Source organism: Pseudidiomarina salilacus (assembly GCF_047323925.1).
Taxonomy (GTDB): domain Bacteria; phylum Pseudomonadota; class Gammaproteobacteria; order Enterobacterales; family Alteromonadaceae; genus Pseudidiomarina; species Pseudidiomarina salilacus.
Window position 1 is genome coordinate 933,579 of sequence record NZ_CP178751.1, and the last position, 24,032, is coordinate 957,610.

The 24,032-nt window shown below is 49.9% G+C and carries 23 protein-coding genes and 1 other RNA gene; 6 read left to right on the forward strand and 18 right to left on the reverse strand.

Features of this window, described 5'->3' with window-relative positions:
- Nucleotides 1-58: 58 nt before the first annotated feature.
- Genes ACJ8W9_RS04555 through ACJ8W9_RS04580 form a run of 6 tightly spaced genes read right to left on the reverse strand, consistent with a single transcriptional unit; the run spans nt 59 to nt 5,068 of the window.
- Entirely contained in the window at nt 59-1,357 is a 1,299-nt protein-coding gene (locus tag ACJ8W9_RS04555; RefSeq protein ID WP_411358715.1) for a hypothetical protein, read from the reverse strand.
- Between the two features lie 5 nt (nt 1,358-1,362).
- Nucleotides 1,363-1,974: an energy transducer TonB gene (locus ACJ8W9_RS04560; RefSeq protein ID WP_411358716.1), complete on the reverse strand. Its 612-nt coding sequence runs from the start codon at nt 1,972-1,974 to the stop codon at nt 1,363-1,365.
- A gap of 1 nt (nt 1,975) precedes the next feature.
- Entirely contained in the window at nt 1,976-2,377 is a 402-nt protein-coding gene (locus ACJ8W9_RS04565; RefSeq protein WP_173919289.1) for an ExbD/TolR family protein, read from the reverse strand.
- Nucleotides 2,378-2,389: 12 nt separating this feature from the next.
- Entirely contained in the window at nt 2,390-2,914 is a 525-nt protein-coding gene (locus ACJ8W9_RS04570; RefSeq protein ID WP_411358717.1) for a MotA/TolQ/ExbB proton channel family protein, read from the reverse strand.
- Nucleotides 2,915-2,918: 4 nt separating this feature from the next.
- Nucleotides 2,919-4,289, reverse strand: coding sequence for a MotA/TolQ/ExbB proton channel family protein (locus tag ACJ8W9_RS04575; protein ID WP_411358718.1), 1,371 nt, complete (start codon nt 4,287-4,289; stop codon nt 2,919-2,921).
- Nucleotides 4,286-5,068, reverse strand: a complete 783-nt coding sequence (locus ACJ8W9_RS04580) for a DUF3450 domain-containing protein (protein WP_411358719.1) — start codon at nt 5,066-5,068, stop codon at nt 4,286-4,288. Before ACJ8W9_RS04580 ends, ACJ8W9_RS04575 begins: the two co-directional genes overlap by 4 nt.
- Before the next feature lie 307 nt (nt 5,069-5,375).
- Here ACJ8W9_RS04580 and priC point away from each other — a divergent pair, with 307 nt between their 5' ends.
- The gene (gene priC / locus ACJ8W9_RS04585; RefSeq protein WP_411358720.1) at nt 5,376-5,672 is read left to right on the forward strand and encodes a primosomal replication protein PriC; all 297 of its coding nucleotides are present in this window, start codon (nt 5,376-5,378) and stop codon (nt 5,670-5,672) included.
- Here priC and ACJ8W9_RS04590 read toward each other — a convergent pair.
- The 4 genes from ACJ8W9_RS04590 to ACJ8W9_RS04605 form a co-directional block, all read right to left on the reverse strand.
- Nucleotides 5,628-6,737, reverse strand: coding sequence for a tryptophan 2,3-dioxygenase family protein (locus ACJ8W9_RS04590; RefSeq protein ID WP_411358721.1), 1,110 nt, complete (start codon nt 6,735-6,737; stop codon nt 5,628-5,630). The two genes, priC and ACJ8W9_RS04590, sit on opposite strands and share 45 nt — an antisense overlap.
- Before the next feature lie 177 nt (nt 6,738-6,914).
- Nucleotides 6,915-7,011: signal recognition particle sRNA small type (gene ffs, locus ACJ8W9_RS04595), an RNA gene on the reverse strand.
- 94 nt (nt 7,012-7,105) lie between these two features.
- Nucleotides 7,106-7,852, reverse strand: a complete 747-nt coding sequence (locus ACJ8W9_RS04600; RefSeq protein ID WP_411358722.1) for an enoyl-CoA hydratase — start codon at nt 7,850-7,852, stop codon at nt 7,106-7,108.
- Nucleotides 7,853-7,857: 5 nt separating this feature from the next.
- Nucleotides 7,858-8,952 (reverse strand): ketoacyl-ACP synthase III, encoded by a 1,095-nt coding sequence (locus ACJ8W9_RS04605; RefSeq protein WP_411358723.1) that lies wholly within the window; start codon nt 8,950-8,952, stop codon nt 7,858-7,860.
- A 73-nt stretch (nt 8,953-9,025) separates the two neighbouring features.
- On the opposite strand from ACJ8W9_RS04605, the gene ACJ8W9_RS04610 reads away from it, so the two are divergent.
- The 4 genes from ACJ8W9_RS04610 to ACJ8W9_RS04625 are packed head-to-tail and all read left to right on the forward strand — an operon-like array spanning nt 9,026 to nt 13,037.
- Complete coding sequence (locus tag ACJ8W9_RS04610) at nt 9,026-10,180, forward strand: methyltransferase (protein ID WP_411360539.1); 1,155 nt, start codon at nt 9,026-9,028, stop codon at nt 10,178-10,180.
- A 25-nt stretch (nt 10,181-10,205) separates the two neighbouring features.
- Nucleotides 10,206-10,796 carry a peptidylprolyl isomerase gene (locus tag ACJ8W9_RS04615; protein WP_411359288.1) on the forward strand — a complete coding sequence of 197 codons (591 nt, stop codon included), beginning with the start codon at nt 10,206-10,208 and terminating at the stop codon, nt 10,794-10,796.
- A gap of 8 nt (nt 10,797-10,804) precedes the next feature.
- Nucleotides 10,805-12,160, forward strand: a complete 1,356-nt coding sequence (locus ACJ8W9_RS04620) for an AmpG family muropeptide MFS transporter (RefSeq protein ID WP_411360541.1) — start codon at nt 10,805-10,807, stop codon at nt 12,158-12,160.
- On the forward strand, nt 12,147-13,037 hold the full coding sequence (locus ACJ8W9_RS04625) for a ketopantoate reductase family protein (RefSeq protein ID WP_411360542.1): 891 nt from the start codon (nt 12,147-12,149) through the stop codon (nt 13,035-13,037). Before ACJ8W9_RS04620 ends, ACJ8W9_RS04625 begins: the two co-directional genes overlap by 14 nt.
- Here the strand turns inward: ACJ8W9_RS04625 and ribBA are convergent.
- The 4 genes from ribBA to glyA are packed head-to-tail and all read right to left on the reverse strand — an operon-like array spanning nt 13,012 to nt 17,012.
- Nucleotides 13,012-14,136, reverse strand: a complete 1,125-nt coding sequence (gene ribBA, locus ACJ8W9_RS04630; RefSeq protein ID WP_411358726.1) for a bifunctional 3,4-dihydroxy-2-butanone-4-phosphate synthase/GTP cyclohydrolase II — start codon at nt 14,134-14,136, stop codon at nt 13,012-13,014. The two genes, ACJ8W9_RS04625 and ribBA, sit on opposite strands and share 26 nt — an antisense overlap.
- The gene (gene ribD, locus ACJ8W9_RS04635; protein ID WP_411358727.1) at nt 14,133-15,263 is read right to left on the reverse strand and encodes a bifunctional diaminohydroxyphosphoribosylaminopyrimidine deaminase/5-amino-6-(5-phosphoribosylamino)uracil reductase RibD; all 1,131 of its coding nucleotides are present in this window, start codon (nt 15,261-15,263) and stop codon (nt 14,133-14,135) included. The genes ribBA and ribD overlap by 4 nt, the downstream gene beginning before the upstream one ends.
- 4 nt (nt 15,264-15,267) lie before the next feature.
- Complete coding sequence (gene nrdR / locus ACJ8W9_RS04640) at nt 15,268-15,717, reverse strand: transcriptional regulator NrdR (protein WP_034732483.1); 450 nt, start codon at nt 15,715-15,717, stop codon at nt 15,268-15,270.
- Nucleotides 15,718-15,755: 38 nt separating this feature from the next.
- A complete protein-coding gene (gene glyA / locus ACJ8W9_RS04645; RefSeq protein WP_411358728.1) occupies nt 15,756-17,012 on the reverse strand; it encodes a serine hydroxymethyltransferase in 1,257 nt (418 codons plus the stop codon).
- Nucleotides 17,013-17,161: 149 nt separating this feature from the next.
- Here glyA and ettA point away from each other — a divergent pair, with 149 nt between their 5' ends.
- Nucleotides 17,162-18,826, forward strand: coding sequence for an energy-dependent translational throttle protein EttA (gene ettA, locus ACJ8W9_RS04650; RefSeq protein WP_411359289.1), 1,665 nt, complete (start codon nt 17,162-17,164; stop codon nt 18,824-18,826).
- 38 nt (nt 18,827-18,864) lie between these two features.
- On the opposite strand, the gene ACJ8W9_RS04655 is transcribed toward ettA, so the two are convergent.
- The 4 genes from ACJ8W9_RS04655 to ACJ8W9_RS04670 all read right to left on the reverse strand — a co-directional run bounded on the left by ACJ8W9_RS04655 (nt 18,865) and on the right by ACJ8W9_RS04670 (nt 24,023).
- Nucleotides 18,865-21,168, reverse strand: a complete 2,304-nt coding sequence (locus tag ACJ8W9_RS04655) for an acyl-CoA dehydrogenase (RefSeq protein ID WP_411360544.1) — start codon at nt 21,166-21,168, stop codon at nt 18,865-18,867.
- A 13-nt stretch (nt 21,169-21,181) separates the two neighbouring features.
- Nucleotides 21,182-21,829, reverse strand: coding sequence for a TetR/AcrR family transcriptional regulator (locus ACJ8W9_RS04660; RefSeq protein ID WP_411358730.1), 648 nt, complete (start codon nt 21,827-21,829; stop codon nt 21,182-21,184).
- Nucleotides 21,830-21,911: 82 nt separating this feature from the next.
- The gene (gene kdsA / locus ACJ8W9_RS04665; RefSeq protein WP_411359290.1) at nt 21,912-22,760 is read right to left on the reverse strand and encodes a 3-deoxy-8-phosphooctulonate synthase; all 849 of its coding nucleotides are present in this window, start codon (nt 22,758-22,760) and stop codon (nt 21,912-21,914) included.
- Nucleotides 22,761-22,772: 12 nt separating this feature from the next.
- The gene (locus ACJ8W9_RS04670; protein ID WP_411358731.1) at nt 22,773-24,023 is read right to left on the reverse strand and encodes a DUF819 domain-containing protein; all 1,251 of its coding nucleotides are present in this window, start codon (nt 24,021-24,023) and stop codon (nt 22,773-22,775) included.
- Between the last annotated feature and the right edge of the window lie 9 nt (nt 24,024-24,032).

Below are 24,032 nucleotides of genomic sequence, written 5' to 3' on the forward strand. Positions count from 1 at the left end.
AAAGGCAAAAAAAACCCCGCTACCAGAGCGGGGTTTTGCAGATTATTTACGCTACAGCTTAGAGTGAAACTCCGCGATTGCTTGCTTTACTGCGAATATAAGATTCCCAGCTGCGTGCATTACGGCGTTGCTCACTGTACTCCTGAGCTTCCAAGTTGTACTTCAATGCTTCGCTAAACTTATCTTGATAGAAGTAAGCTTCTGTCAGAGACATATAAACCTGACCAGGGTCGTTATAGCCTAAATCTAACGCTTCTAGATACGCTGCTGCAGCTTCAGAATATTCTTGAGCTTGCAGGTGTGCAGTACCTTTACGACGCCAGTAATTAGCTTTTTCGGCTCGATCGGTTTCTAAGTTTGCGGCAAGTTCATAAACGTCTGCTGCGCGTGAGTATTCACGGGCCATCTCGTAGTTACTTGCAGCACTGTAGTAGTGACGCGCGGTCTTTTCGACTTCACCAGCTTCAAGGTGTTTCATCATCAATTCTGCTGCATCAAATGGAATACCATTGTTTGCGTACAATTGAATGACGGCCTTAATTTGGCTTTCTTTGTCGAGGTAACCTGCCAGATAAGCAATTTCAAGCGTCTGCAATGCTTTGTCGATTTGCTCTTCAAGCATGTACATCATGCCTAGCTGACTCCACCACGTTTTTTCCTCAGGCAATAATCCTAAGCCTGTTTCCAAAACATCGATTGCATCAGCGTACATTTTGCGCTCGTAGTACGAAGCTACTTTCAGAACATAAGGGTTCTTGTTAGTTTCTTCGTAGTTTGCAATTGCCATGTCAGCTGCACGAATGATTTTATCAAACTGCTTCAGCTCGTAGTACGAGTTCGCAATTCGTAAAAACACGTCTGGATCTGCTTCACCGGTAAACTGTAACCATTTATTGTAGAATTCTAGTGCTTGGCTATAGTTTTCCATCTGCAGACTCAAGTCAGCTGCCAATTTCAGCGCGGCCGCTTGATCTGACCACCCCAAAACGTTGGCTTCAGCAGCTTGACGCGTCCGCGCCATCGCATCTTCAATCTGATCATTGGCAGCATACAAGTTACCGAGGAAACGGTTCACGTAGGCTACGTCATAATCATCATTCGGATCGAGTTCTTCAAGAATCGCGATTGCACCTTCAATGTCTTCTTCTTCGCTGTAAAGTTCGTACGCATTCATGATGCGACGACCAATACGCTCAGAGACAGTGCGGTTCGCACGATTATCTTTTGCTGCTTGGACCTGTTCTGCACTCGGCAAGTTGTAATTGATGTCCTGCGCGGTAGCGATAGGCGAACCCATCGCTACGACGCCACACAATAGACTCGCACTGATTAGCATAGAGAGTTTTTTGTGCATCATCTTCATTACTCCTGATCCAGGTTGAAGTCGAGCTGGACTGTCTGCCCTGGCTGACGAACAGCCGTGCCATCAACAACCTTCGGCTTATATTTCCAACGCAGAAGCGCACGACGTGCTTCTTGGTCAAATACGCGACGCGGATTTGAGTCAACAACTTCTACATCAGTTACACCGCCAGTCTCATCGATGGTAAAGCGCAACAGCACCCAACCTTCTAGACCATCTCGTGCTGCCGCTGGAGGATAACGCGGGTTGATACGAACGATAGGTGTGGCTTCGCCATCACGCATCATTGCACCACTTGCGTCAAACCCAGTGTCAGTTCCACCTACGTCCACATCAAAACCGAGATCCGTATTGAAACCAGCATCATCAGATGAATCTGGTTCGTTTTGCGGTGTCTCTGGCGGCTGCGACGGCGGCGGCGGAGGTGGTGGCGGCGTACGACGACGCTGATCCACATCACTATCCGGCGGCTGCGACACAATCTCAATCACCGAAGAAGGTGGAGGCGGTGCATTTCGCCCGTCGCCCCCGCTGATCAAGAACGCCATAAAAGCGAACAGAAGGAACGTAGCTGCAGCACCTAATAGTAACGATACTATAAAGCGCACCATATTAATCGTCCTCTGCGGCTATGGATATCTTGTCAATACCCGCTTCCTTAATTTGATCCATGACTTCAACGACAACACCATGTTTGGCTTCTTCGTCCGCCTGAATCACTACGATATCAGTTGGCTGTTCTGCCAATAGACGTTCGATGTTCGCGCCTACACGCTCAACATCAACCATCCGCTTGTCCATCCACACTTCGCCATTCGCGCGAATCGCGATGAAGATGTTGGCAGAAGGTTTCTTCTGCGCCTGACTAGCTTCTGGCTTGTTCACGTCAATACCAGCTTCTTTTACGAAAGAGGTGGTTACGATGAAGAAGATCAACATGATGAATACGATGTCGAGCATCGGCGTCATATCGATCGCTGCATCTTCCTCTTCACGAATACGTTTACGTGCCATAATTCTTCTCTCTTAATGATGTGGCAAACTGTCGACCAACTTGTCACGCGCGCGTTTCACTTTTGACTCTAAACGAGTCGCGAAAAACATGCCTGACAGTGCGGCAACCATTCCGGCCATTGTCGGGATCGTCGCCATGGAGATACCGTCGGCCATCAAACGCGGGTTACCAGTACCCTGCGTCGCCATAGTTTCGAATACGGTAATCATACCGGTTACCGTACCCAATAGTCCGATTAACGGACACATGGCGATGGTTGTTTTGATCAACAACATACGTGCATTCAGTTTATCAGCTGCGTCAGAAATCCATGCTTCACGGATCTTATGAGCGTACCAAGAGGTGGTGTCCTTCCGCGCGTCCCATTTAGCGATGATGTCTTTCTTCATCTTCGGGAACACAGCGGTGAGGAACCAGAAGCGCTCAATCATGAGTACCCACATGAGAAAGAGCGCTCCCATGACGAAGTATAAAACGTCGCCACCGGTACTCAGAAAATCCCTGATAGATTCCCAAAGCTCCATCAGGTAAAGCATAGGATTACTCCTTCTCCGCGTGCGCGGCTACGATGCCGGCAGCTTGCTCGTCCAACGTGTGAACGATTTTCTTAGCACGACCCGCAACAACTGCGTGGATCAGAATTAATGGCAACGCTGCGATCAGACCCATAGCTGTTGTTACCAACGCCATTGAGATGTCGCCTGCCATGATTTTCGGGTCACCAGTACCGTACAAGGTAATTGATTGGAAGGTACCAATCATACCAATTACCGTACCCAATAGACCTAACAACGGAGCGATAGCTGCGAAAATCTTGATGATGTTAACGCCCGCATCGATACGTGGAGTTTCACGTAAGATGGCTTCGTCAAGTTTCAACTCAAGGTTTTCAACGTCATCGTTCTTGTTGTCATGATAAACCTTCAAGATACGACCTAAGGCATTCTTCTCTGAAGGGTTACCAGTGTTCTTCAGCTGTGCACGCATTTTCGCGCCTTCTGAACCCAGGGTAATGATTTTCCAGATAGCAATCAGGATACCGAGGATAAGAACAACTGTAATAACGTAACCTACAGTGCCACCTTGATGATATTGCTCTTCAAGCGTTGCTTTCTGAGTCGCAAGATTCAAGATTTGGCCACGTGCAGGGTCAATGTAGACGCCTTCATAACCACTGTCAGTTGACAGGAAGCTATCAGCAGCAGACAAGATGTAGCCTTCTGGCTGACGGCCCAACGGTTGAATTTCTTCAGCTTGGTCGTTGTAGACGAAATACTCGCCATCAGACAACAAGTTGAAGACACCGATGCGCGTTACGTCGCGTTGCTCGGTAGAACCGTCCAACAAAGTAACTTCTGTTGGGAAGGTCACTACTTTGCCTGACTGCTGCATTTCGGTTAACCAAGCCAACCACAATTCTTCAAGTTCAGAAATGTTTGGTACTTCGTTCGCTTCGGCAATGCTTTCTAGCACGTCTTCACGACCTGGGTACTGTGAACTTACGACTGAGGTTGCGATACGGCCGATCGTTTCGCTTGCCGCGCCACGTGCCACACCTACGATCTCACCCAAAGTACCGAGTTGGTTTTGCAATTCGGTTTCTTTGTTAGCGAGTTCGATTTCGTTTTCAGAGAACTCAGTTTGTAAACGCTCGCCACGTGCTTTCTCAGCTTCAAGCTGGCGTTTTGCTTGGTTCAACAAAGCTTGTTTGTCTGCACGAGCATCAGTGAACTCAGCTTCACGTTGCGCATTAATACGCTGCGATTCTTGACGATTGTCACGAACCAATTGCAGCAGCTCTTCAAGCGATTTAGCTTCAGCTACACCTTCTTCTTGCGCATATGCTGAGCTCGCGCCCATGGTTAGAGAGAATGCTGTAGCGACCAGCAAAGATTTCACTAGTTTGTTCATTCTGCACGCTCCGCTGCATAAATTGGCAATTGAAGAAGATCTGGTGCGGTCTGTTTACGCGCCATACGAATGGCTTTCGTCAAAGCACCCAAGTAAGAGTCGTCTAGGACTTCCCACTCACCGGTTTCTTTGTTGTAAATCCAACCGTTTTTAAGATCTAGCGATTGTGCAAGGAGCGCTGCACGGCCAAGGTGGAAGAAGTCTACAGAGATTTCTTCGCCTTCGAAGCTCAGCTTACCTTCATACGCATTAAGCGCTGAACCGTAGTCCATTTCTGCCTGATACGCTTCAGTGATCTGACGGAATTGCTCAGACGTAGTTACGTTGGCGTTTTCCATAACATCACGAAGGATCTCAACGCGGTCTAGGCGACGCTCACGCTGAATTGGGATATCAAGCTTAACAAACTGCTCCATAGCGTCGATCATTTTGTACATCAATGGAACAACACCTTGTTTGGTGTCTTCGATGCCATCGATCTGACGCTGTAGAGAAGCCAGTTGCGCATTCTGGTCATCAACCAAACGTTGTACGTGGTCATTGTAAACTTTCAGCTGTTCATACTCGTCTACAATACCGCGATATTCGTATAGCAATTCTTGCGATTGCTCGAACAACGAGTTGATTTTTTCTTGTGAACGCACATCAGCTTGATGCGTTTGCGCTTCTTCGCGCTGTAGCTCAGAAACGGATTGTGCGGTAGCAGCAACGCTACCTGTCATCGCGAGCGCACCAATCAAGGCCGCAGCGACTTTGCTTTTATTGATTACTTTGGTCATAGTTCCCAACCAATTTGATTTAACTTTCTGCTGACGACAACAAGAGCCGCCAACTTCCCAGTTATTTGAGTGACGAAAAGAGTTTAATCAACACTTGCAGCTATTGCGCAATTATTATTGAGCAATAATCTCCTCAATACTCCCACGATCAGGTAAACCCTGTCAACCACGGAAAATAGATTATTCCTAGCTCAAACGCGCATAAAAATGCATTTACAGCGTGTTAACATTACCCTCTTTTTTTACTTTTATTTGCCTAGTATTGGAATAGAATATTCCAAGAAAGTTCCCAAGATAGGAAAAACCAATGGATAACGCCACGATGCGCCAACTCACACAGCAATTACGGCAACAAGTTGCAGTCATGCGCCAACGCATCACCCGCCTTGGCATTGCAGAGGAGAGCTTTCATGATTGGTTCGATGCACAACTGTTTCGCGTGAATCATGCCGCGCCGAACGGCTATTGTGATGAGATAGATGAACTTATTTCTCAGTTAGAGCGCAGCGCCAGTGAAAATCACCAACGCTGGTTGGCCGAGAAAATAGAGCAACAGATGTTAGCTCTGCTGCGCGCCTTGGCCCATTTCGAGCGAAAAGCTTAGTGCTTGACGCACATGCGCAGGAAGTTCAGGTAGTGCAGATTTCGGTAATAAATAAGTAGACATCGCAAAAAAATCCTTGAACACCCTATTTTGCTCGGTCGTACGCCGCAAATAGTCATGGCCAGAGCTACCGCCCGTACCTATTTTAGTCCCTAACATACGTTGTACCATCATAGCGTGCTTATAACGCCAAATAGTGAGCTTCTCATCAAGTTCTGCGAATGCATTAATTACCTGCCATGCAAGATTGAATGCGGGTTCCTCACGATATTGAGTAATAAATAGCGCGCTCAACATGGCCCGCTGAGAAAGACGCACTGCACCCTCTTCTCGTAACAATTCATAACTTTCGCTAGCAAAGAGCGCAGCAAAAGTATCGCGGTTACGTTGTATACCCTCTAATTCTTGCCTTAGCTGCCGTTCATCTTGCACGTTAGCACGAATGATTTTTTCATCAGCATCTAATGCTTGATTGACTGCCTGCTGATACATTTCCCAGAACTTAAAGTCCTGCCATTCCAGTAAGGGCATGCGCGCGAGCCAAGCATCCACCCGATCGAATAAGGTCGGTTGTAGCTCGAGTTCCTCTAAATAAGCGCGATCAGCATCGTTCAGGCGGTTGTAAAACGACTGTTGATCAAAAGCGATGCGCGTTTTACGCGTCAAACCCAAGCGGATCTCAAGTTCTTTAAATTGGATACTTTGGAAACCGGAGGCTGGCACCAGATAATCACGAAATTCTAGAAACTCTTGCGGCGTCATGGTTTCGATAATCGCCACCTGATCATTCATCAAGTCTTGAATCTTCAAAACCCGCTGTAATCTATGCGACACCAGGTACAGCGCTTTGTCATCAAGCTTTGGTTCATGGAATTCGCGATGAATCGCCCGCAATTCATGCAGGACTTGTTTAAACCAAAGTTCGTAGACTTGGTGCACAATAATGAAGAGCATTTCGTCATGCGCTTCGGCACCGTATTTTTTGCTGTGGGGTTGTTGCGCGTCGAGGAGCGCATCAAGTTGCAGGTAGTCGCTGTAGTAGACTGGCTCGATATTCTTCGGCATAAGACCCTTCGTTATTCGCTGTTCGTGCGCCTCGCTTTTCGTGTTTCGTGCGCTGCGCTGTTCGAAAAGAATAATGATTAGACCGCAATGCCGACATAGATGCAACGCCCCGAATAGCGAAGCGTACGAATAGCGAAGCGTACGAATACCGAATAACAGGGTTTAGAAGGGTGGCGGCCCTGCCAGCCACACCCCGGCACACACTACCCTAGCTACGGCTGCTCCCTTCCGGGCCTGACCGAGTTCACCAGTTCGTGTTGCGGGGGGACCAACAGGGCCACCATAACGGCGCGCATTATCCCTGATCGAAGCGGCAGTCGCAAGGGCAAAGCCTGCGTCTGCTCAGCTTTTGTACGATATCGACCTGATTAACGCTTTTTGTGCAGTTTTTGCGCGATAGCTTCGCGCGCAGCATCCGAGTGCAGTGCTTTAATAAACACCTGTGCTTCGCGAGCAATACGATCGGCAACATTTTCATAGGGTTGCTTCATCAATTGTTTACTAGCGCGTAAGCCACTCACCGGCTTAGCGGCAAATTTCGCCGCGAGTTCAGCTGTCGCTTCGCTCAGGGTATCGCTCGCCACAACTTTGCTGACTAAGCCATAGTTCAACGCTGTTGTTGCATCAATAGTTTCGCCCAGCAACAGCAATTCTGCGGCACGTAAGTGGCCGCATAACAATGGCAGTAATTGACTGGAGGCAGCTTCTGGTACTAGCCCTAAATGAATAAACGGCAGCGCGAATTGCGCCTGTTCACCACTGAGAACCATGTCGCAATGGAGCAAAATGGTAGTGCCTATACCAATAACCGCGCCATCAACGCTGGCAATCACCGGCACCGTCAGACGGCTTAATGTATACAGGAAAACGAACGGTGGTGATGATTCGTTCAGTTCTTCCGCTTGAAGGAAATCATGCAAGTCGTTACCCGCCGAGAAACTTCCCCCAGCACCTTGCAACACCACCGCCGCCACGCTAGTGTCGCGCTCAGCTTGCTCCAAGGCGTGTGCCATATCCAAATACATTTGTTGGGTAATCGCATTCTTTTTTTCGGGACGATTCAACGTGATCCAGACGATACCGTCACGTTGTTCCACTAACACCTGCTCGCTCATACTACTTATTCCTGTTCGCTGCGGCGCTGCCACGCTAATTTAGTACCTTCGTGCAGCGGCAAAATTAAATCAAGGGCCGTTTGACCATCGTCCGCGAGTTGCTCATCGTTAGGACGAATGGGGGTAACGCGTTGTCCCCATTTAATAATGCCCGCGCCGCAGGTCAAGCCGCCACCGAATACTGCCGACACAATCGTATCGCCAGGTTTCACGATGCCCTGCTCAACGGCTTCACAGAAAGCAATGGGCAGCGTCGCTGAAGAGGTGTTGCCGTATTTTTGAATGTTAATAACGGTCTTCTCTTCCGGCACTTTGCACATTTTGGCCAGATAATCGATCAAACGTTTATTGGCTTGATGCGGAATCAACGAGTCGATGTCATCGGTGGTCAATCCAGTTTCCGCGAACACCTTCTCAACAGCGGTATTCATGCCTTTGACTGCGCGTTTGAAGATTTCCTGACCAATAAAGTTGAACGGCATAATGCCGTCGAAACCAAAACGGTCGAAACTCATGCCAAATTCAAGTGCGAGTACGTCACGCGCATCGGCATCACAAGACACATGCGAAGCCAATAAACCTGCTTCATTTTCACTCGCTTCAAGCACCATCGCCCCAGCACCATCACCGAACAGCACGGCACTCTCGCGCTTGGTCCAGTCGAGAATTCGCGTCAAGCGCTCAGCCCCGATGATCAGAACCTTTTTGTGTGCACCTGTGCGTATCGCTTGCGTCGCAAAGTGCATGCCATAGAGAAAACTACTGCAAGCGGCATTAAGGTCAAACGCCGCAGCGTTTTTTGCGCCTAAATCGCGTTGCACTGCCGACGCAATATTTGGAATGATTTCGTCTGGGGTACAAGTACCTACCAAGACCAAATCAATCTCTTCTGGATCGAGCCCTGCAGCAGCCAGTGCGTTACGCCCAGCCACAGTTGCAAGCTTTGACGTACCCACCGCGCTGACACGACGCTCTTCAATACCGGTACGGGTGCGGATCCACTCGTCTGAAGTATCGAGAAACGTGGCTAAATCGTCGTTGGTCATCACAGCCGGCGGTAAACACTTACCCCAGCCAGTAATCTCTGCGTATATTTTCACTAGTTAAAACCTATAGTCACATCACGTTTTTCGCTATCATAGCACGATTGTTACAAAGAGAAATGTCCAACCAATGGCAAAACCTAGCACTCGACACACAGCTCCGACCTTAATGCAAACCGCCGCAGGGCGCTGGCAGCTCTATCGCTATCCACGCCGCACCAGCGACCCGTTGCAAGCATGGGACGCCGCGGACGAATTACTCCATGAACGTTGGGTCAGTGCCGAACGCGAGGGGCAGCAATGGCAAACCCCCCTGCTTATCAATGATGCTTTTGGCGCACTGCTGATGCCAGTGGCGCATTTGCAAGTTGCCAGTAGCGGTGATTCTAGGGTAAGCGAACTGGGTCAGCGAGCGAATTTAGCCGACAATCAGCTGGCGGCGAATTTAACCCAACTCGACCCGCTGGCAACTATGCCAGCCACTACTGATGTGGTGTTACTGAAACTACCGAAGAGCCAAAGTTTGCTGGAACTACAACTGGCGAAATTGAGTGCTGAGGTTGCCCCCGGCACGCCTATTCTAGCGGCCGCAAAAAGCAAACTATTTACCCCAAGTGTGCGCCAACTATTCGAGCGTTATTGCGACTCTGTTGAGGTCTCACTCATTGAGCGTAAATGCCGTGTGCTGACGGCAACCATCAAACCACAGCCATTCGAACTTAGCGCTTTTATTGAGCAGTGGCATGCCGCCGAATACGATCTACAACTTGCCAATTACGCCGGTACTTTTGCTCGCAATCAACTCGATATTGGTGCTCGACTATTGCTCGATAACTTGCCGCCAAGTGGCGCCGTCAACGTCATCGATCTCGGTTGTGGTAACGGTGTGCTAGGTATACTCTACGCGCGCCACTCACCTGTGAGTAAGGTCACTTGGGTGGACGAGTCGCATCTCGCTATCGCCTCATGTCAGGCCAACATTGCAAACAATCTCGGCGTTAACGAAAACTATCAAACCCGCGTTGATGACTGTTTAAGTCAGCAGGCTTCCAAGAGCGCCGACTTAATTTTGTGTAATCCGCCCTTTCATCAAGAACATGCGATAACCGAACACATTGCGCGACAAATGTTTCGGGATGCGCGACGGGTCCTGCGTAAAGGCGGTGAAATGCGGGTAGTCGCCAATCGTCATCTGCCGTATTATCATCCATTAAAACGTCTATTCAGCCATGTTCAGCAAGTAGCCAGTAATAGTAAATTCGTGGTTTACAGCTGTATTAACTAACGTGAAATGAGAGTCAATGATAACTATGAAATCGCTTATCAACAGCCTGCTTTTAAGTATTAGCTTGCTAGCTGCGCCGCTTAGCGCACAAGAAATTCAACCCGACAATCCATTTCCAAGAGTGAAATTCACGACAACACACGGCGAAATAGTGGTTGAACTGAACCGACACCGAGCGCCGCTCACGGTAAAAAACTTTCTCAAATTTGTCGACATTGGCAGTTATAACGGCACTATTTTTCACCGCATTGTGCCCAACTTTGTCGTACAAGGTGGCGGTTACGATGAAGAACTCCAAGAAAAGACTAAAGGTTCGCCCATCCCCAATGAGTCGGGCAATGGTCTGAAAAATAAATATGGCACCATCGCCATGGCGCGTGAAACCGATCCTCACACCGCCACTCGGCAGTTCTTTTTCAATGTTCAAGACAACCCTTCACTCGATCCGGAAGATGGCTGGGGTTATGCCGTATTCGGCACTATTGTCAGTGGCTATGAAACACTCGACAAACTTGCCGAAGTCGAGTCACAACCGTTTCATGCAGCAACCGGCTGGCGCGACTACCCAACGGAACCACCAGTGCTGATTCGCGCTGAAATTCTTCCACCACAATAGGCGCCGCAATGGCTAACGAGACTGCCAATCAACCTTGGTATAAAGATTTTCGCGTTTACTTAGAGCCGCGCATTTGGGTCATCTTCCTATTCGGTCTGATGAGTGGCTTTCCGTGGGTCCTGATTGGCTCCATGCTCTCTGCGTGGTTGCAAGAAGCTGGCGTTGCGCGCAGTGAGATCGGCTTATTTGGTATGGTCTTTGTGGCCTATTCAGTTAACGCCCTATGGTCCCCTTTTGTCGACCGCGTCAAACTACCACTGCTCCAGCGTTGGCTCGGTCAACGCCGCAGTTGGCTTGCTTTGTGTTTGTTCGTACTCATCGTGACCACCTTGGGTATGAGCACACTTGATCTTGCCACTCAAGCGTTCTGGGTGGCGTGCGGTGCGCTAGCGATTGCAGTCGCCTCGGCCACCCAAGACGTTGCTATTGACGCTTTTCGCATCGAGAGTTTTGGGCAGCATGAAGGGCACCTGCAATCGGCCGGTGCGGCCATGGCGACTGCCGGCTGGTGGACAGGTTACAGCGGCTTAGGCGCGCTGCCCTTCTTCTTGGTAGACGGCACCACCTGGGACTGGCAAGCCGCCTATAAAGTCATGGCCGTCGTGCTGCTGGTGCAACTTGCGGTTGTGCTTATGGTGCGTGAATCAACCCGTTATCGGGCGCAACTTAAACCGTTTGAGCGGTGGCAAGACTGGTTTCGTACCACCCTTTATGAGCCGGTTGCCGAATTTTTTCGCCGCACCGGCTGGCAGCTAGCGTTTGCCATTTTAAGCTTTATTTTCTTATTCAAGATCGGTGAAGCTTTTCTTGGTCGCATGAGCATTGTGTTCTATAAAGAAATCGGCTTTACCAACGATGACATCGCCATCTATTCGAAAATGGTGAACTGGTGGGTGACTATTATTTTTGCCATCGTCGGTAGTCTGGTGAATGTGCGGTTAGGTACCATGCGCGGTTTGCTGATTGGCGGTATCGCCATGGCCGCCAGTAACCTTATGTTTGCGTGGATTGCGGCGGTCGGTCCAGATACCAACTTATTGTTGGCCGCAGTCATTATTGATGGCTTTACCGGTGCGTGGTCGACGGTCGCGTTTGTCGCCTTTATCAGTTTGTTGTGTAACCGCGCGTTTACCGCGACCCAGTACGCTTTGTTAGCCTCGCTAGGTAATCTTGGCCGCACCTTCTTGTCATCCTACAGTGGCTTTGTCGTCGATTGGCTGGATGGTGACTGGTCACTATTCTTTATTTTGACTGCGGTGATGGTGACCCCTGGATTGTTGCTGCTGATTCTGTTGCGCAAAGCCTTGCACCGCATCGAGGCGCCGACAACTTACGAAGCCGAGCAGGAACATGGCCGCAACTAGCGAATTGCCATGGTTAGTAATTGGACAAGGTGCACTGGGCAGCCTGATGGCGGTGCGCCTCGCTCAACAGCAACAACAGGTTGCTATCAAGCTACGCGATACATCGGTTAGAAGCGTTGCAATAACCGAGCAGCAGCAAGCCTATCGTTTTGATGCGTGTGCAGAACTCACCACTCCTGCCGTCATCTTTGCCGCGGTAAAAGCCTACCAAGTAGAAGCTTTGTTGCAGGAGCTCCTGTCCGTACCGGAATTTACCAAGAGTCAGCTCATTCTGAGCTACAACGGCATGCTCAACAATGAGCACTCGCTCATTCCCGCACACGCATTGCATTGGGTCACAACCCACGGCGCTTATCGAGATAACGCGCAGCTGGTGCATGCTGGGCACGGTCAAAGTTGGCTCGGTTGGCATGCCGCAAGTAACCCACAGCCGTCATTTTTTGAGACATTGGCTACGGCGCTGCCACCCTTGCAGTGGCAAACTAATATCCAGCAACGCCGTTGGCACAAACTAGCGATCAATTGTTTAATCAATCCGTTTACTGTGCTTTATCGTTGCCGTAATGGTGCCCTAGAGCATTTGGTTAAGCCACAACAATGGCAACAGTTGGCAGCTGAAATTGTCGTGCTTGCGGAGCAACATGGCGTGCACCTAGAAGTGGCTGAGGTTTTGCAACAAACACGCCAAGTGGTGCAGCAAACCGCGGAAAATCGTTCTTCGATGTTACAAGATTTTGAGCAGGGTCGAATGCTAGAGATTGGCTACTTGAATGGCTTTGTGGCGACTGCGAGTGCAGCCGCCGGACTCGCTGCACCTGCTAACCATGAGCTGTGGCAACAGGTGCAAGATGCTATTGATGGTCGGGATCTTCGATAAAGTCTACAACTTCCAAGCCAAACCCTGACAAGGCGGTGTAACGCTTCGGAGTGCTCAGCAAGTTCATTTTGTGAATACCTAAATCGGCTAGGATCTGTGAACCAATACCCACGCTACGCGATGCATTTGACGCCGCCGCGGTCGGCTTACGCTCACCTCGATCTTCTTCGGCAAAACTGCGCACCTGCTCAAGGATATCATCGGCCGTTTGGGTGCGACCAATCACCACTAACACACCACCGTGCTGGCCTAGAAACTCCATTGCATGACCGAGCGGCCAACTGCGTTGCGTAGCGCGGTCAGTCGCAAACAGGTCATTAAAAGTATCTTGCAAATGCACCCGCACGTTCACTGCCTGCTCAGGGTCGACGGTGCCATTGATCAAGGCAAAATGGACTTGCTTGTCGATGGTATCTTGGTAAGTAATCAGTTCAAACTCACCAAAGCGGGTCGGTAAACGGCATTGGGCCTGACGTTCAACAGTCTTTTCTTGTAACGAGCGATACTCGATCAAGTCGGCAATGGTACCGATTTTCAAATCATGCTCAGCCGCGAACTTCTCCAGATCTGGACGGCGTGCCATGGTGCCGTCTTCGTTCAGGACTTCAACGATCACCGCAGCTGGCTCATAGCCTGCCAAACGTGCTAAGTCACAACCTGCCTCGGTGTGTCCGGCACGGTTGAGCACCCCACCCGATTTTGCTTTGAGCGGAAAAATATGGCCAGGCATCACTAAGTCATCTGGTTTTGCCTGTGGCGCGACAGCAGCTTGTACAGTGCGGGCACGGTCCGCAGCAGAAATCCCCGTTGTCACACCTTCAGCAGCTTCAATCGATACGGTAAAATTGGTCGCGTATGGCGCATTGTTTTGGTTCACCATCAACGGCAGGCGCAACTGTTCGCAGCGTTCTTCGGTCAAGGTCAAACAAATCAGTCCGCGACCATAGCGCGCCATAAAATTAATTGCTTCAGGAGTTATCCGCTCGGCCGCAATGATTAAGTCGCCCTCATTTTCGCGATCTTCATCGTCCATCAAAATCACCATTTTGCCTTGGCGAATATCTTCAATGATTTCGGCGGCGCTATTGAGTTGACTCACGATGTTACCTCTCCTCTTGCCATGACACTGCGGTGCAGCGGCAGAGCATTAATGCGTATGTCTTCACCCAAGCGGGTAAAGCTTTGAAAGTGTAATTGTGGCACGTGCTCGAGCTGCGAAAAATCCGGCAGCTGAAGTAAACCACGGCTACTGTCACCTAAGAGTTTAGGCGCCATGTAAATAACGTATTCGTCGACCAGATCGGCACTCACCAGAGCACCAGCAAGCTCAGCCCCACACTCTGTCCAGACCTCGTTGATCTGTCGCTGTGCCAGTTCTGCCAGCACGCTCTGCAGGGGCAAACGCTGTTGTTCACTGTTAACGCGCAAGGTTTGCACATGCTCTGGCCATTGAGTATGGTCTTCAATGCTGGCATCTACTACGCGTAGAATCGCCGAAGAGATCGCAAAGAAACTATGCTCAGCAGGCACTTCAGCACGTCGATCTAACAACACCCGTAACGGCTGTTGCTGCGCGTCTGGATGGCGCGCAGTCATCCGCGCCTGGTCCATTAGCACTGTACGCGCACTGGTCAAAACAGCGCCGCTGCAGGCTCGGTAACGATGCACATCTAAACGTGCTTGTTCACCGGTGATCCACTGACTACGCCCATTACTCAGAGCGGTTCGACCATCGAGACTCATGGCCATTTTCAAGCGTAGCCAAGGTAACTGCCGTTCCATGCGCGAAATAAAACCAAGATTGAGTTGCCGTGCGACAGAGTCCAATACGCCAACATCGACTTGAATGCCGGCAGCGCGTAAGCGTTCAATACCCTGCCCAGCAACCAGTGGGTTGGGGTCTTGCATGGCCACCACCACGCGACTGACTTTGGCCTTGATCAAACCGTCTGCACAGGGCGGAGTGCGGCCAAAGTGACTGCACGGCTCGAGCGTCACGTACGCGGTCGCGCCATGGGCGCGCGCTCCAGCTTCACGCAAAGCGAAGACTTCTGCATGCGGTTCGCCGGGACGCTCATGGTAACCACTCCCCACAACTTCCTGCTGCGCCACAATCACGCAGCCAACACATGGGTTTGGCGCAGCGCTAAAACGCCCACGCTCGGCGAGCGTCAGCGCCATTTGCATGTAATGACTATCGAGGTGAGCTTGGGTCGCTTCAGTCATAGAACTAGTCGTTTAAACGGGCGATTTCTTCACCGAATTCGCGAATATCATCAAACGCGCGGTACACCGAAGCAAACCGGATATAGGCCACTTTATCGATAGCTTTAAGGTTCTCCATCACCAAACCACCGATGACCTGACTGGTAATTTCACGTTCACCAGTTGCGCGTAGCGCAGATTTCACGTTTTGAATGGCTTGCTCCATGGATTCAACGCTCACTGGACGTTTCTCCAACGCACGCAGCAAACCATTGCGGAGCTTATCTTCATTGAAAGGCTCGCGTGAACCATCTGATTTGATTACACGCGGCATCACTAATTCAGCGGTTTCAAAGGTAGTGAAACGTTCCTTACAGGCATTGCATTCGCGGCGACGTCGCACCGAAGCGCCATCGGACACAAGGCGTGAATCGATGACTTTGGTGTCTTGGGTGTCACAAAATGGGCAATGCATAGTTACACTCCACTACCTGATCTTAGTTGTCTTAACGCCTATGCGTAGACGGGGAATTTCGCACACAACGCTTTCACCTGCTCGCGCACGCTGGCAATGGTTTCTTCGTTGTTGATGTCGTCTAACACATCACAAATCCAGTTCGCGACCTGCTCAGCTTCAGCTTGCTTGAAACCGCGACGCGTAATCGCTGGCGTACCCAAGCGTAAACCTGAAGTGACAAAGGGTGAACGTGGATCGTTCGGCACCGAGTTTTTGTTCACGGTAATGTAAGCGTTACCAAGTGCAGCATCAGCATCTTTACCGGTGATGTCTTTGTCGATGAGATCAACCAAGAACAAATGGTTTTGCGTGCCACCTGAAACAATCTTGTAACCGCGCTCTTGCATCACTTTCACCATCGCATTGGCGTTATCTAGCACTTGTTGCTGATAGGCCTTAAACTCCGGCTCCATAGCTTCTTTAAAAGCTACAGCTTTAGCCGCAATCACGTGGCACAAAGGACCACCTTGGCTGCCTGGGAACACACCGCTGTTCAATTTTTTGTGCAAGGCTTCGTCGTCTTTCCCTGACAAGATTAAACCACTGCGTGGACCAGCAAGGGTCTTATGCGTCGTAGTAGTCACCACGTCGGCAAACGGAATCGGACTCGGGTACAAACCAGCAGCGACTAAACCAGCAACATGTGCCATGTCGACTAGTAAGTAGGCGCCTACTTCGTCAGCGATTTCACGGAATTTCGCCCAATCAACGATACCTGAGTAGGCTGAGAAACCAGCGACAATCATTTTCGGCTTATGTTCAAGCGCTAATGCACGCACTTCAGCGTAATCGATTTCACCCGTGCTCTCATCGAGGCCATACTGCACCGCGTTGTAGAGTTTACCTGAGAAATTAACGCCAGAACCGTGCGTCAAGTGACCACCATGCGCCAGACTCATGCCCAACACGGTGTCACCAGCTTCAAGTAAAGCTAAGAAAACTGCTGAGTTCGCCTGCGAACCCGCGTGCGGTTGCACGTTGGCATATTTAGCCCCGAATAATTGCTTGGCACGTTCAATCGCTAAATCTTCAACCATGTCGACGTATTCGCAACCGCCGTAATAGCGTTTGTGCGGATAGCCTTCAGCATATTTATTGGTCAGCTGTGAGCCCTGTGCTTGCAACACGCGCGGACTGGTGTAGTTCTCAGATGCAATCAATTCAATGTGTTGCTCTTGACGCTCGACCTCGCCAGTCATGGCTTGCCAGAGTTCAGCATCGTAATCGGCAATATTCATGGTGTTCTTTAACATCGGGGCTCCTGACTTCTTTGCAGACAATCTATGCGGACAACAATCGGCACGTAGTTTACCAATATACTTGGGTTCACGCCAACTTAAGGGTTAAAATAAGCACTTTATTCATGCCTGACTTGGGCCTAACTGAGGAATGGTTTGCTGCTATGGCGCAATATATCTATTCAATGTCGCGGGTGAGCAAAGTTGTCCCGCCGAAAAAGACTATCCTAAAAGACATTTCGTTGTCGTTTTTCCCGGGCGCTAAAATTGGCGTCTTGGGTCTCAACGGTGCCGGTAAATCAACCCTACTGCGCATCATGGCGGGTGTCGACACAGAAATCGACGGCGAAGCGCGCCCACTGGCTGGGATTCAAATTGGTTACCTGCCGCAGGAGCCACAACTTGATGAGAGTAAAACGGTCCGTGAAACCGTTGAAGAAGCCGTTGCTGAAGTAAAAAACGCGCTGACCGAACTCGATGAAGTCTATGCTGCCTATGCCGACGAAAACGCCGACTTTGACGCGCTCGCGAAACGCCAAGGCGAACTAGAAGCTATTATTCAAGCTAAAGATGGCCACAACCTCGATAACATTCTCGAACGTGCCGCCGATGCCCTGCGCTTACCACCTTGGGACAGCAAGATTGGCGTGCTATCGGGTGGTGAGCGGCGCCGCGTGGCAATTTGTCGTCTGCTGCTCAGTAAACCAGACATGCTGTTGCTCGACGAACCGACCAACCACCTTGATGCCGAGTCAGTCGCATGGCTTGAGCGCTTCTTACACGATTACGATGGTACCGTGGTAGCCATTACCCACGACCGTTACTTCCTCGATAACGTGGCCGGTTGGATCCTTGAGCTAGACCGTGGCTATGGCATTCCGTGGGAAGGTAACTACTCGTCTTGGTTGGAGCAGAAAGAAAAACGGCTTGAACAAGAAGAGAAAACTGAACAAGCACGCCAGCGTAGCATTAAACAAGAACTTGAATGGGTTCGACAGAATCCGAAAGGGCGCCAAGCGAAAAGCAAAGCGCGTATGGCTCGCTTTGAAGAATTACAAAGTGGCGATTATCAAAAACGCAATGAAACCAACGAGCTCTTCATTCCACCAGGCCCACGCCTCGGTGATAAGGTGCTGGAAGTCAATCACTTAAGCAAATCTTATGACAACCGTGTGTTAATTGATGACTTAAGTTTCAGCGTTCCTAAGGGCGCGATTGTCGGTATCATCGGTCCAAACGGAGCGGGTAAATCAACTTTATTCCGCATGATCACCGGTAAAGAGCAGCCTGACTCTGGCACCGTAGAGCTTGGTGAAACGGTACAACTTGCCAGTGTTGACCAGTTCCGTGACGACATGAACGACAGTAACACCGTGTGGCAAGAGATTTCAGATGGTCAGGACATTCTGCGTATTGGCAACTTTGAAATTAACAGCCGCGCTTACGTTGGACGCTTTAACTTCCGTGGCAACGATCAGCAAAAACGCATCGGTGAGCTTTCCGGTGGTGAGCGCAACCGTGTTCACCTCGCTAAACTGTTAAAAGCCGGCGGTAACCTGTTACTCCTCGATGAACCGACCAACGACCTCGACGTAGAGACGTTGCGAGCATTAGAGAATGCCTTGTTAGAGTTCCCTGGGTCAGCGATGATTATCTCGCACGACCGTTGGTTCCTTGACCGTGTCGCTACTCACATTCTGGATTATCGCGATGAAGGTCAAATCAACTTCTACGAAGGTAACTACACGGACTACGAAGCTTACATGAAGCAAACTCATGGCGAACAAGCGATGGAACCGCATCGCGTACGGTATAAGCCAATCGCTTAATCCGCACGCGAGGGTCAGTCCTATTGAAGAGGCGTTCGCTACTTAGCGAACGCCTTTTTTTCGAGGGTACCAGGGGCAAATTGATCAACCGCGATAGCGGTCAAACGCAACTGCTCCACTTTCTTGATGACTTTGGCTTCATCAGCACTAAGCAACTCAGCTTTACGCGCTACTTTGACCAGTTCATCGCCCGCTAAATCCGGTGGGATCTCACCACGTTTTTCAGCTTTCTGCAGACGTTTATAAACAGCTTCGTTTTCTTTCATTGCCAAAAATGCCAGTTCCATATGGCCGGTCATGTCTTTCGCATCGTCCTTCCAGTAACACAAGAAGGTATGCCGATCACGCGTAGCGCCGGGCACCATCATATCATCGGCAATGGCTTGCAATTGTGCATCTTGCGGTGCCGCAAAATGAATCCCGAAGGGGAACACTGCAAGGCGCAAGGTCCATGCCACAAAGCGATTCGGGAAATTGTTGAAGAAGCCACGGAACGCCTCTGCGATAAGATGTAAGTGACGTTGAACCGCATACTCGACATAAGCAAGATCACCGTGCTGACGACCGTCATCTTCATAACGTTTCAGCACTGCCGAGGCCATGTAAAGGTGACTCAATACATCGCCCAACCGCGCCGATAACATTTCTTTGCGCTTGAGATCGCCACCTAGGGTTAACATTGCTACGTCTGCGGTTAACGCCAAGGCACGGCTTAAACGGGTTAAATGCTGATAATACTTACTGGTAGGCCCACTCACTGGCGCACTGACGAAACGCGAACCGGTCAAGCCCATCGCTAAGCAGCCAAAGAAGTTACTAGCACCAAACGCCAAATGCTTCATCAGCAAGCCATCGAAATCTTTTAATCCTTGCTCTTCATCGGGGTTTGCTGCCGCATCCATTTCTTTCAGCACATAAGGATGACAGCGCGTGGCGCCCTGCCCGAAGATCATTAGGTTGCGAGTCAGAATGTTGGCACCCTCAACCGTAATGGAGATAGGTGTTGCCATGTAACCATGCCCAAGATAATTCTTCGGACCCAACTGAATCCCTTTACCGGCATGAATATCCATCGCGTCTTCCATGATTTGCCGACCCATTTCTGTCATGTGGTACTTGGTCATCGCCGTGATGACCGATGGACTCTTACCTGCACAGAGGGATTCAACAGTAAGGCGACGCATGGATTCGACACTATAGTTCAAGCCACCAATCCGGCCCATTGCTTCCTGCACACCCTCAAACTTGCCAATCGGCAAGCCAAACTGCTGACGCACATAGGCATAAGCACCGGTCATACGCTGTGCTACATGACCAGTAGCGGTCGCCAGCGCCGGCAATGAAATACCGCGCCCTGCTGACAAGCACTCCATCAGCATACGCCAGCCTTTACCAGCGTAATCTTGCCCACCGATAATCCAATCCAGCGGAATAAAGACGTTTTTGCCGTAAGTGGTACCGTTCATGAAAGCTTGGTTCAATGGAAAGTGACGCTCACCTGTTTCAACACCGGTGTGATTTGTTGGAATGAGCGCACAGGTGATACCAATGTCTTCTTTTTCACCAATAAGACCTTCAGGGTCATAGAGTTTGAATGCCAAACCAAGCACAGTCGCTACCGGTGCCAAGGTGATGTAACGCTTGTCCCAATTTAAGCGAATGCCGACCACTTCTTTACCGTCATGTTCACCTTTACACACAATCCCCGTATCTGGGATTGCGCCGGCATCAGAGCCCGCTTCTGGAGCGGTCAGCGCAAAGCACGGAATATCGGTACCGTCAGCCAAACGTGGCAGCCAATAGTTCTTCTGTTCGTCGGTACCGTAATGGGTGAGGAGTTCACCCGGACCTAAAGAATTAGGCACCATAACGGTTACGGCAGCACTGATTGAGCGCGTGGCGATGCGAGAAACGATGTAGGAGTTGGCAGCTGGCGAGAAATCTAAACCGCCAAATTCTTTGCCGATAATCATGGCAAAAAACTTCTCCTTGCGAATGTAATCCCACACCTTCTTCGGCAAATCACGATCTTGTTGCACGATTTTAAAATCGTCCAACATCGCCATCAGCGTTTCGAGTTGATTATCAATAAAGGCTTGTTCTTCTTCTGTAAACTGTGGTGGTTTGTGGCTATGAAAACGCTGCCAATCCGGGCGCCCGCTAAATAACTCGGCGTCCCACCAAACGTCACCCGCGGTCATCGCCTCGCGCTCGGTTTGCGACAACGGTGGTAACACCCGTTTGAAGAACTTAAACATCGGCCGGCTGATTAAACTGCGGCGAATTTCCTTCACCGCAAATAACAAAACTACGGCAACGATCAGGATAATCAGAATTTCCATGATAAAACCTCGACTACTGTGCGACTGGTGAGTCGGTGGTGGCGTCCACGCCACCTGCTAAAAAGGGAATCAAGCGATCAATGACTTGGTCTGCAGCCACTGCTTCACCAAAATCAGCTGCCGCAATTTCACGCAACGCTGGGCCTGATACTTGTGCAAACACCGTAGCGCCAAGCACAAAGTGTAGACGCCAGAACATATCCACAGGGCTTAACTGTGGATTTGCCTGATGCAAAGTTTCCAGCAACAACGCAATGACGTCGCCAAAATGTTCCATGGTGTAGCGGCGCAAATGCCCTTGTATTTCAGCATAGGCGAATCCTAGCAAACTGAGAAATAAAGTCGGCCCATGTTTGCGCACTTGACCCATATCAGAGAGTGGTTTACGAAAACAATTGAACACTTCACGCGTACTGAAATTACCCGTCGCAGCGAGCTGTTCCAACTCGGTTTGCAACGATGGCATAAACACTTCAAGATAACGTGCCATCACCGCTTGAATGAGTGATTTCTTGGAACCGAAGTGATAATTGACGGAAGCGAGATTCACCTCTGCTTCGGTGGTGATTTGCCGCAACGAAGTTTGTTCAAAACCTTGCTCGGCGAACAAAGCCTCAGCTGCATTTAAGATTTTTTCTTGCGTAGAAATACGCTTTGCCATGATAGCCACCGCTGTGAACATGCATTTAAAACATGCGTTTTAATTTATACAATGTTCAGCGGTGGTGCAAGGAAGAATACGTTTAGACCGTCGCGGTATCGAGCGGCGCAAAACCTTTGACTAGCTCATCTAGCGCCTGCATTTGCTGCAAATAAGGCTCTAATTTCGATAACGGCAAGGCACAAGGCCCATCACATTTTGCTTGATCCGGATCAGGATGCGCTTCAATAAAAAGGCCGGCTAAACCAAGTGCCATGCCCGAACGCGCCAATACAGCCGCTTGCGCACGACGGCCATCGGCCGAGTCCGTACGGCCGCCAGGACGCTGCAACGCATGCGTTGCATCGAAAATGACGGGGGCCATTTGCCGCATTTCGTCCATTCCTAGCATGTCGACCACTAGATTGTTGTAACCAAAGCAGCTGCCGCGCTCACACAGCATGACGTTGTGGTTATCAGCCTCAGCAAATTTTTTCAGAATGTGACGCATTTCTTGTGGCGCAAGAAATTGTGGCTTCTTCACGTTGATAACAGCTTGGGTTTCGGCCATCGCAACCACTAAATCAGTCTGGCGTGCTAAAAACGCTGGCAGTTGCAGAATGTCAGCCACTTCTGCCACTGGCTGTGCTTGCTGTGGCTCGTGCACGTCGGTAATGATGGGCACATTGAAAGTCCGTTTAATTTCGGCAAAAATCTCCAAGCCCTTATCCAGACCTGGACCTCGGTAAGAATGAATTGAAGACCGATTGGCTTTATCAAAACTGGCTTTAAAAACGTAGGGGATCCCTAGCTTTTCGGTGACCGTGACATAATGTTCTGCCACTCGCATCGCTAGATCACGCGACTCAAGCACATTCATGCCGCCAAACAATACAAACGGCAAGTGGTTACCCACTTGCACCTTACCGACTTTAATGACTTCAGTATTAATCACATTACATCCTTAGCCGTTCGCAATGACCCGTAAGATTTGTCCACAAATATAGGCCATGTAGGTACCAAGTGCGTAACCGAATACAGCGAGAAGCACGCCAACCGGTGCGAGCGACGGGTGAAATGCCGAGGCAACCACTGGCGCAGAAGCCGCACCACCTACGTTCGCTTGGCTCCCCACCGCCATGTAAAACACTGGGGCTTTGAGCAAGCGTGCAACCAACAGCATCAAACCTGCATGGATTAACATCCAGATAGCGCCAATCAAGAAGTATTTTGGCACTTCAACGATAGCACTGACGTCCATATGCAAACCAATGGTCGCAACTAAGATATAGACAAACAAAGAGCCGATTTTCGAGGCACCGACGCCTTCGAGTTTGCGCGCGGGGGTAAAAGAAAGCGCTACGCCCACACTGGTCGCAATGACGATGAGCCAGAAGAATTTTTTGTCGAGACTAAAATCTTTCAAAACCGGGACGTTTTCGGCGATATAAGGTGCAATCACATCAGCACCCCAATGGCCCAAACCAGCGACACCAAAACCTACGGCAAGAATAAACACAAGATCTGGCAGTTTCGATTCGCGACGATGCTCAGCTTCATAGCTTTCGATACGCTGTTTAATGCTTTCAATCGCACTAGTATCAGCACCAATACGAGCATCGATTTTCTTACTATTTGCCGCCATATAGAGCAGCACGGCCATCCATAAATTGGCAACGATAATATCCACGGTCACCATCGCCGAGAAAATCTCGCCACCGACTTCATAGACTTCTTTCATTGCCGCTTGGTTAGCACCACCACCGATCCAGCTACCAGCAATCGTCGTCATGCCTCGCCACACTGCGTCTGGACCGGCACCACCGAGCATTTCAGGAAAGACGATGGAAACCAGTAACAGCGCGATTGGACCGCCGATAACGATACCTAAAGTACCGGTCAAAAACAGAATGAGTAACTTTGGGCCGAGACGAATAATGGCCTTCAAGTCGAGACTCAAGGTTAACAACACTAAACAGGCAGGTAATAGGTAATCCATAACCAGCGGATAAATGCCAGTCTCGCTACCATTCACAACACCAAAAGTGTTTAACAGGGAGGGAATGAAATAACACAACAACAAGGCTGGAACGAAGGTATAGAATTTTTGCCAGAATGAACTGCTGCTTTGCTGGGTATAAAAAATACCGCCAAGAATGACGGCTAGTAGGCCAAAAATAATACCGTCATTGGTAATTAAAGGTGTTGCTTCCACGACTACCTC

Bases quoted from the DNA above. Each gene is read 5' to 3' on its own strand.
- ACJ8W9_RS04555 (WP_411358715.1), bottom strand. From the start codon at position 1,357: ATGATGCACAAAAAACTCTCTATGCTAATCAGTGCGAGTCTATTGTGT.
- ACJ8W9_RS04560 (WP_411358716.1), bottom strand. From the start codon at position 1,974: ATGGTGCGCTTTATAGTATCGTTACTATTAGGTGCTGCAGCTACGTTC.
- ACJ8W9_RS04565 (WP_173919289.1), bottom strand. From the start codon at position 2,377: ATGGCACGTAAACGTATTCGTGAAGAGGAAGATGCAGCGATCGATATG.
- ACJ8W9_RS04570 (WP_411358717.1), bottom strand. From the start codon at position 2,914: ATGCTTTACCTGATGGAGCTTTGGGAATCTATCAGGGATTTTCTGAGT.
- ACJ8W9_RS04575 (WP_411358718.1), bottom strand. From the start codon at position 4,289: ATGAACAAACTAGTGAAATCTTTGCTGGTCGCTACAGCATTCTCTCTA.
- ACJ8W9_RS04580 (WP_411358719.1), bottom strand. From the start codon at position 5,068: ATGACCAAAGTAATCAATAAAAGCAAAGTCGCTGCGGCCTTGATTGGT.
- priC (WP_411358720.1), top strand. From the start codon at position 5,376: ATGGATAACGCCACGATGCGCCAACTCACACAGCAATTACGGCAACAA.
- ACJ8W9_RS04590 (WP_411358721.1), bottom strand. From the start codon at position 6,737: ATGCCGAAGAATATCGAGCCAGTCTACTACAGCGACTACCTGCAACTT.
- ACJ8W9_RS04600 (WP_411358722.1), bottom strand. From the start codon at position 7,852: ATGAGCGAGCAGGTGTTAGTGGAACAACGTGACGGTATCGTCTGGATC.
- ACJ8W9_RS04610 (WP_411360539.1), top strand. From the start codon at position 9,026: ATGGCAAAACCTAGCACTCGACACACAGCTCCGACCTTAATGCAAACC.
- ACJ8W9_RS04615 (WP_411359288.1), top strand. From the start codon at position 10,206: ATGAAATCGCTTATCAACAGCCTGCTTTTAAGTATTAGCTTGCTAGCT.
- ACJ8W9_RS04620 (WP_411360541.1), top strand. From the start codon at position 10,805: ATGGCTAACGAGACTGCCAATCAACCTTGGTATAAAGATTTTCGCGTT.
- ACJ8W9_RS04625 (WP_411360542.1), top strand. From the start codon at position 12,147: ATGGCCGCAACTAGCGAATTGCCATGGTTAGTAATTGGACAAGGTGCA.
- ribD (WP_411358727.1), bottom strand. From the start codon at position 15,263: ATGACTGAAGCGACCCAAGCTCACCTCGATAGTCATTACATGCAAATG.
- nrdR (WP_034732483.1), bottom strand. From the start codon at position 15,717: ATGCATTGCCCATTTTGTGACACCCAAGACACCAAAGTCATCGATTCA.
- glyA (WP_411358728.1), bottom strand. From the start codon at position 17,012: ATGTTAAAGAACACCATGAATATTGCCGATTACGATGCTGAACTCTGG.
- ettA (WP_411359289.1), top strand. From the start codon at position 17,162: ATGGCGCAATATATCTATTCAATGTCGCGGGTGAGCAAAGTTGTCCCG.
- ACJ8W9_RS04655 (WP_411360544.1), bottom strand. From the start codon at position 21,168: ATGGAAATTCTGATTATCCTGATCGTTGCCGTAGTTTTGTTATTTGCG.
- ACJ8W9_RS04660 (WP_411358730.1), bottom strand. From the start codon at position 21,829: ATGGCAAAGCGTATTTCTACGCAAGAAAAAATCTTAAATGCAGCTGAG.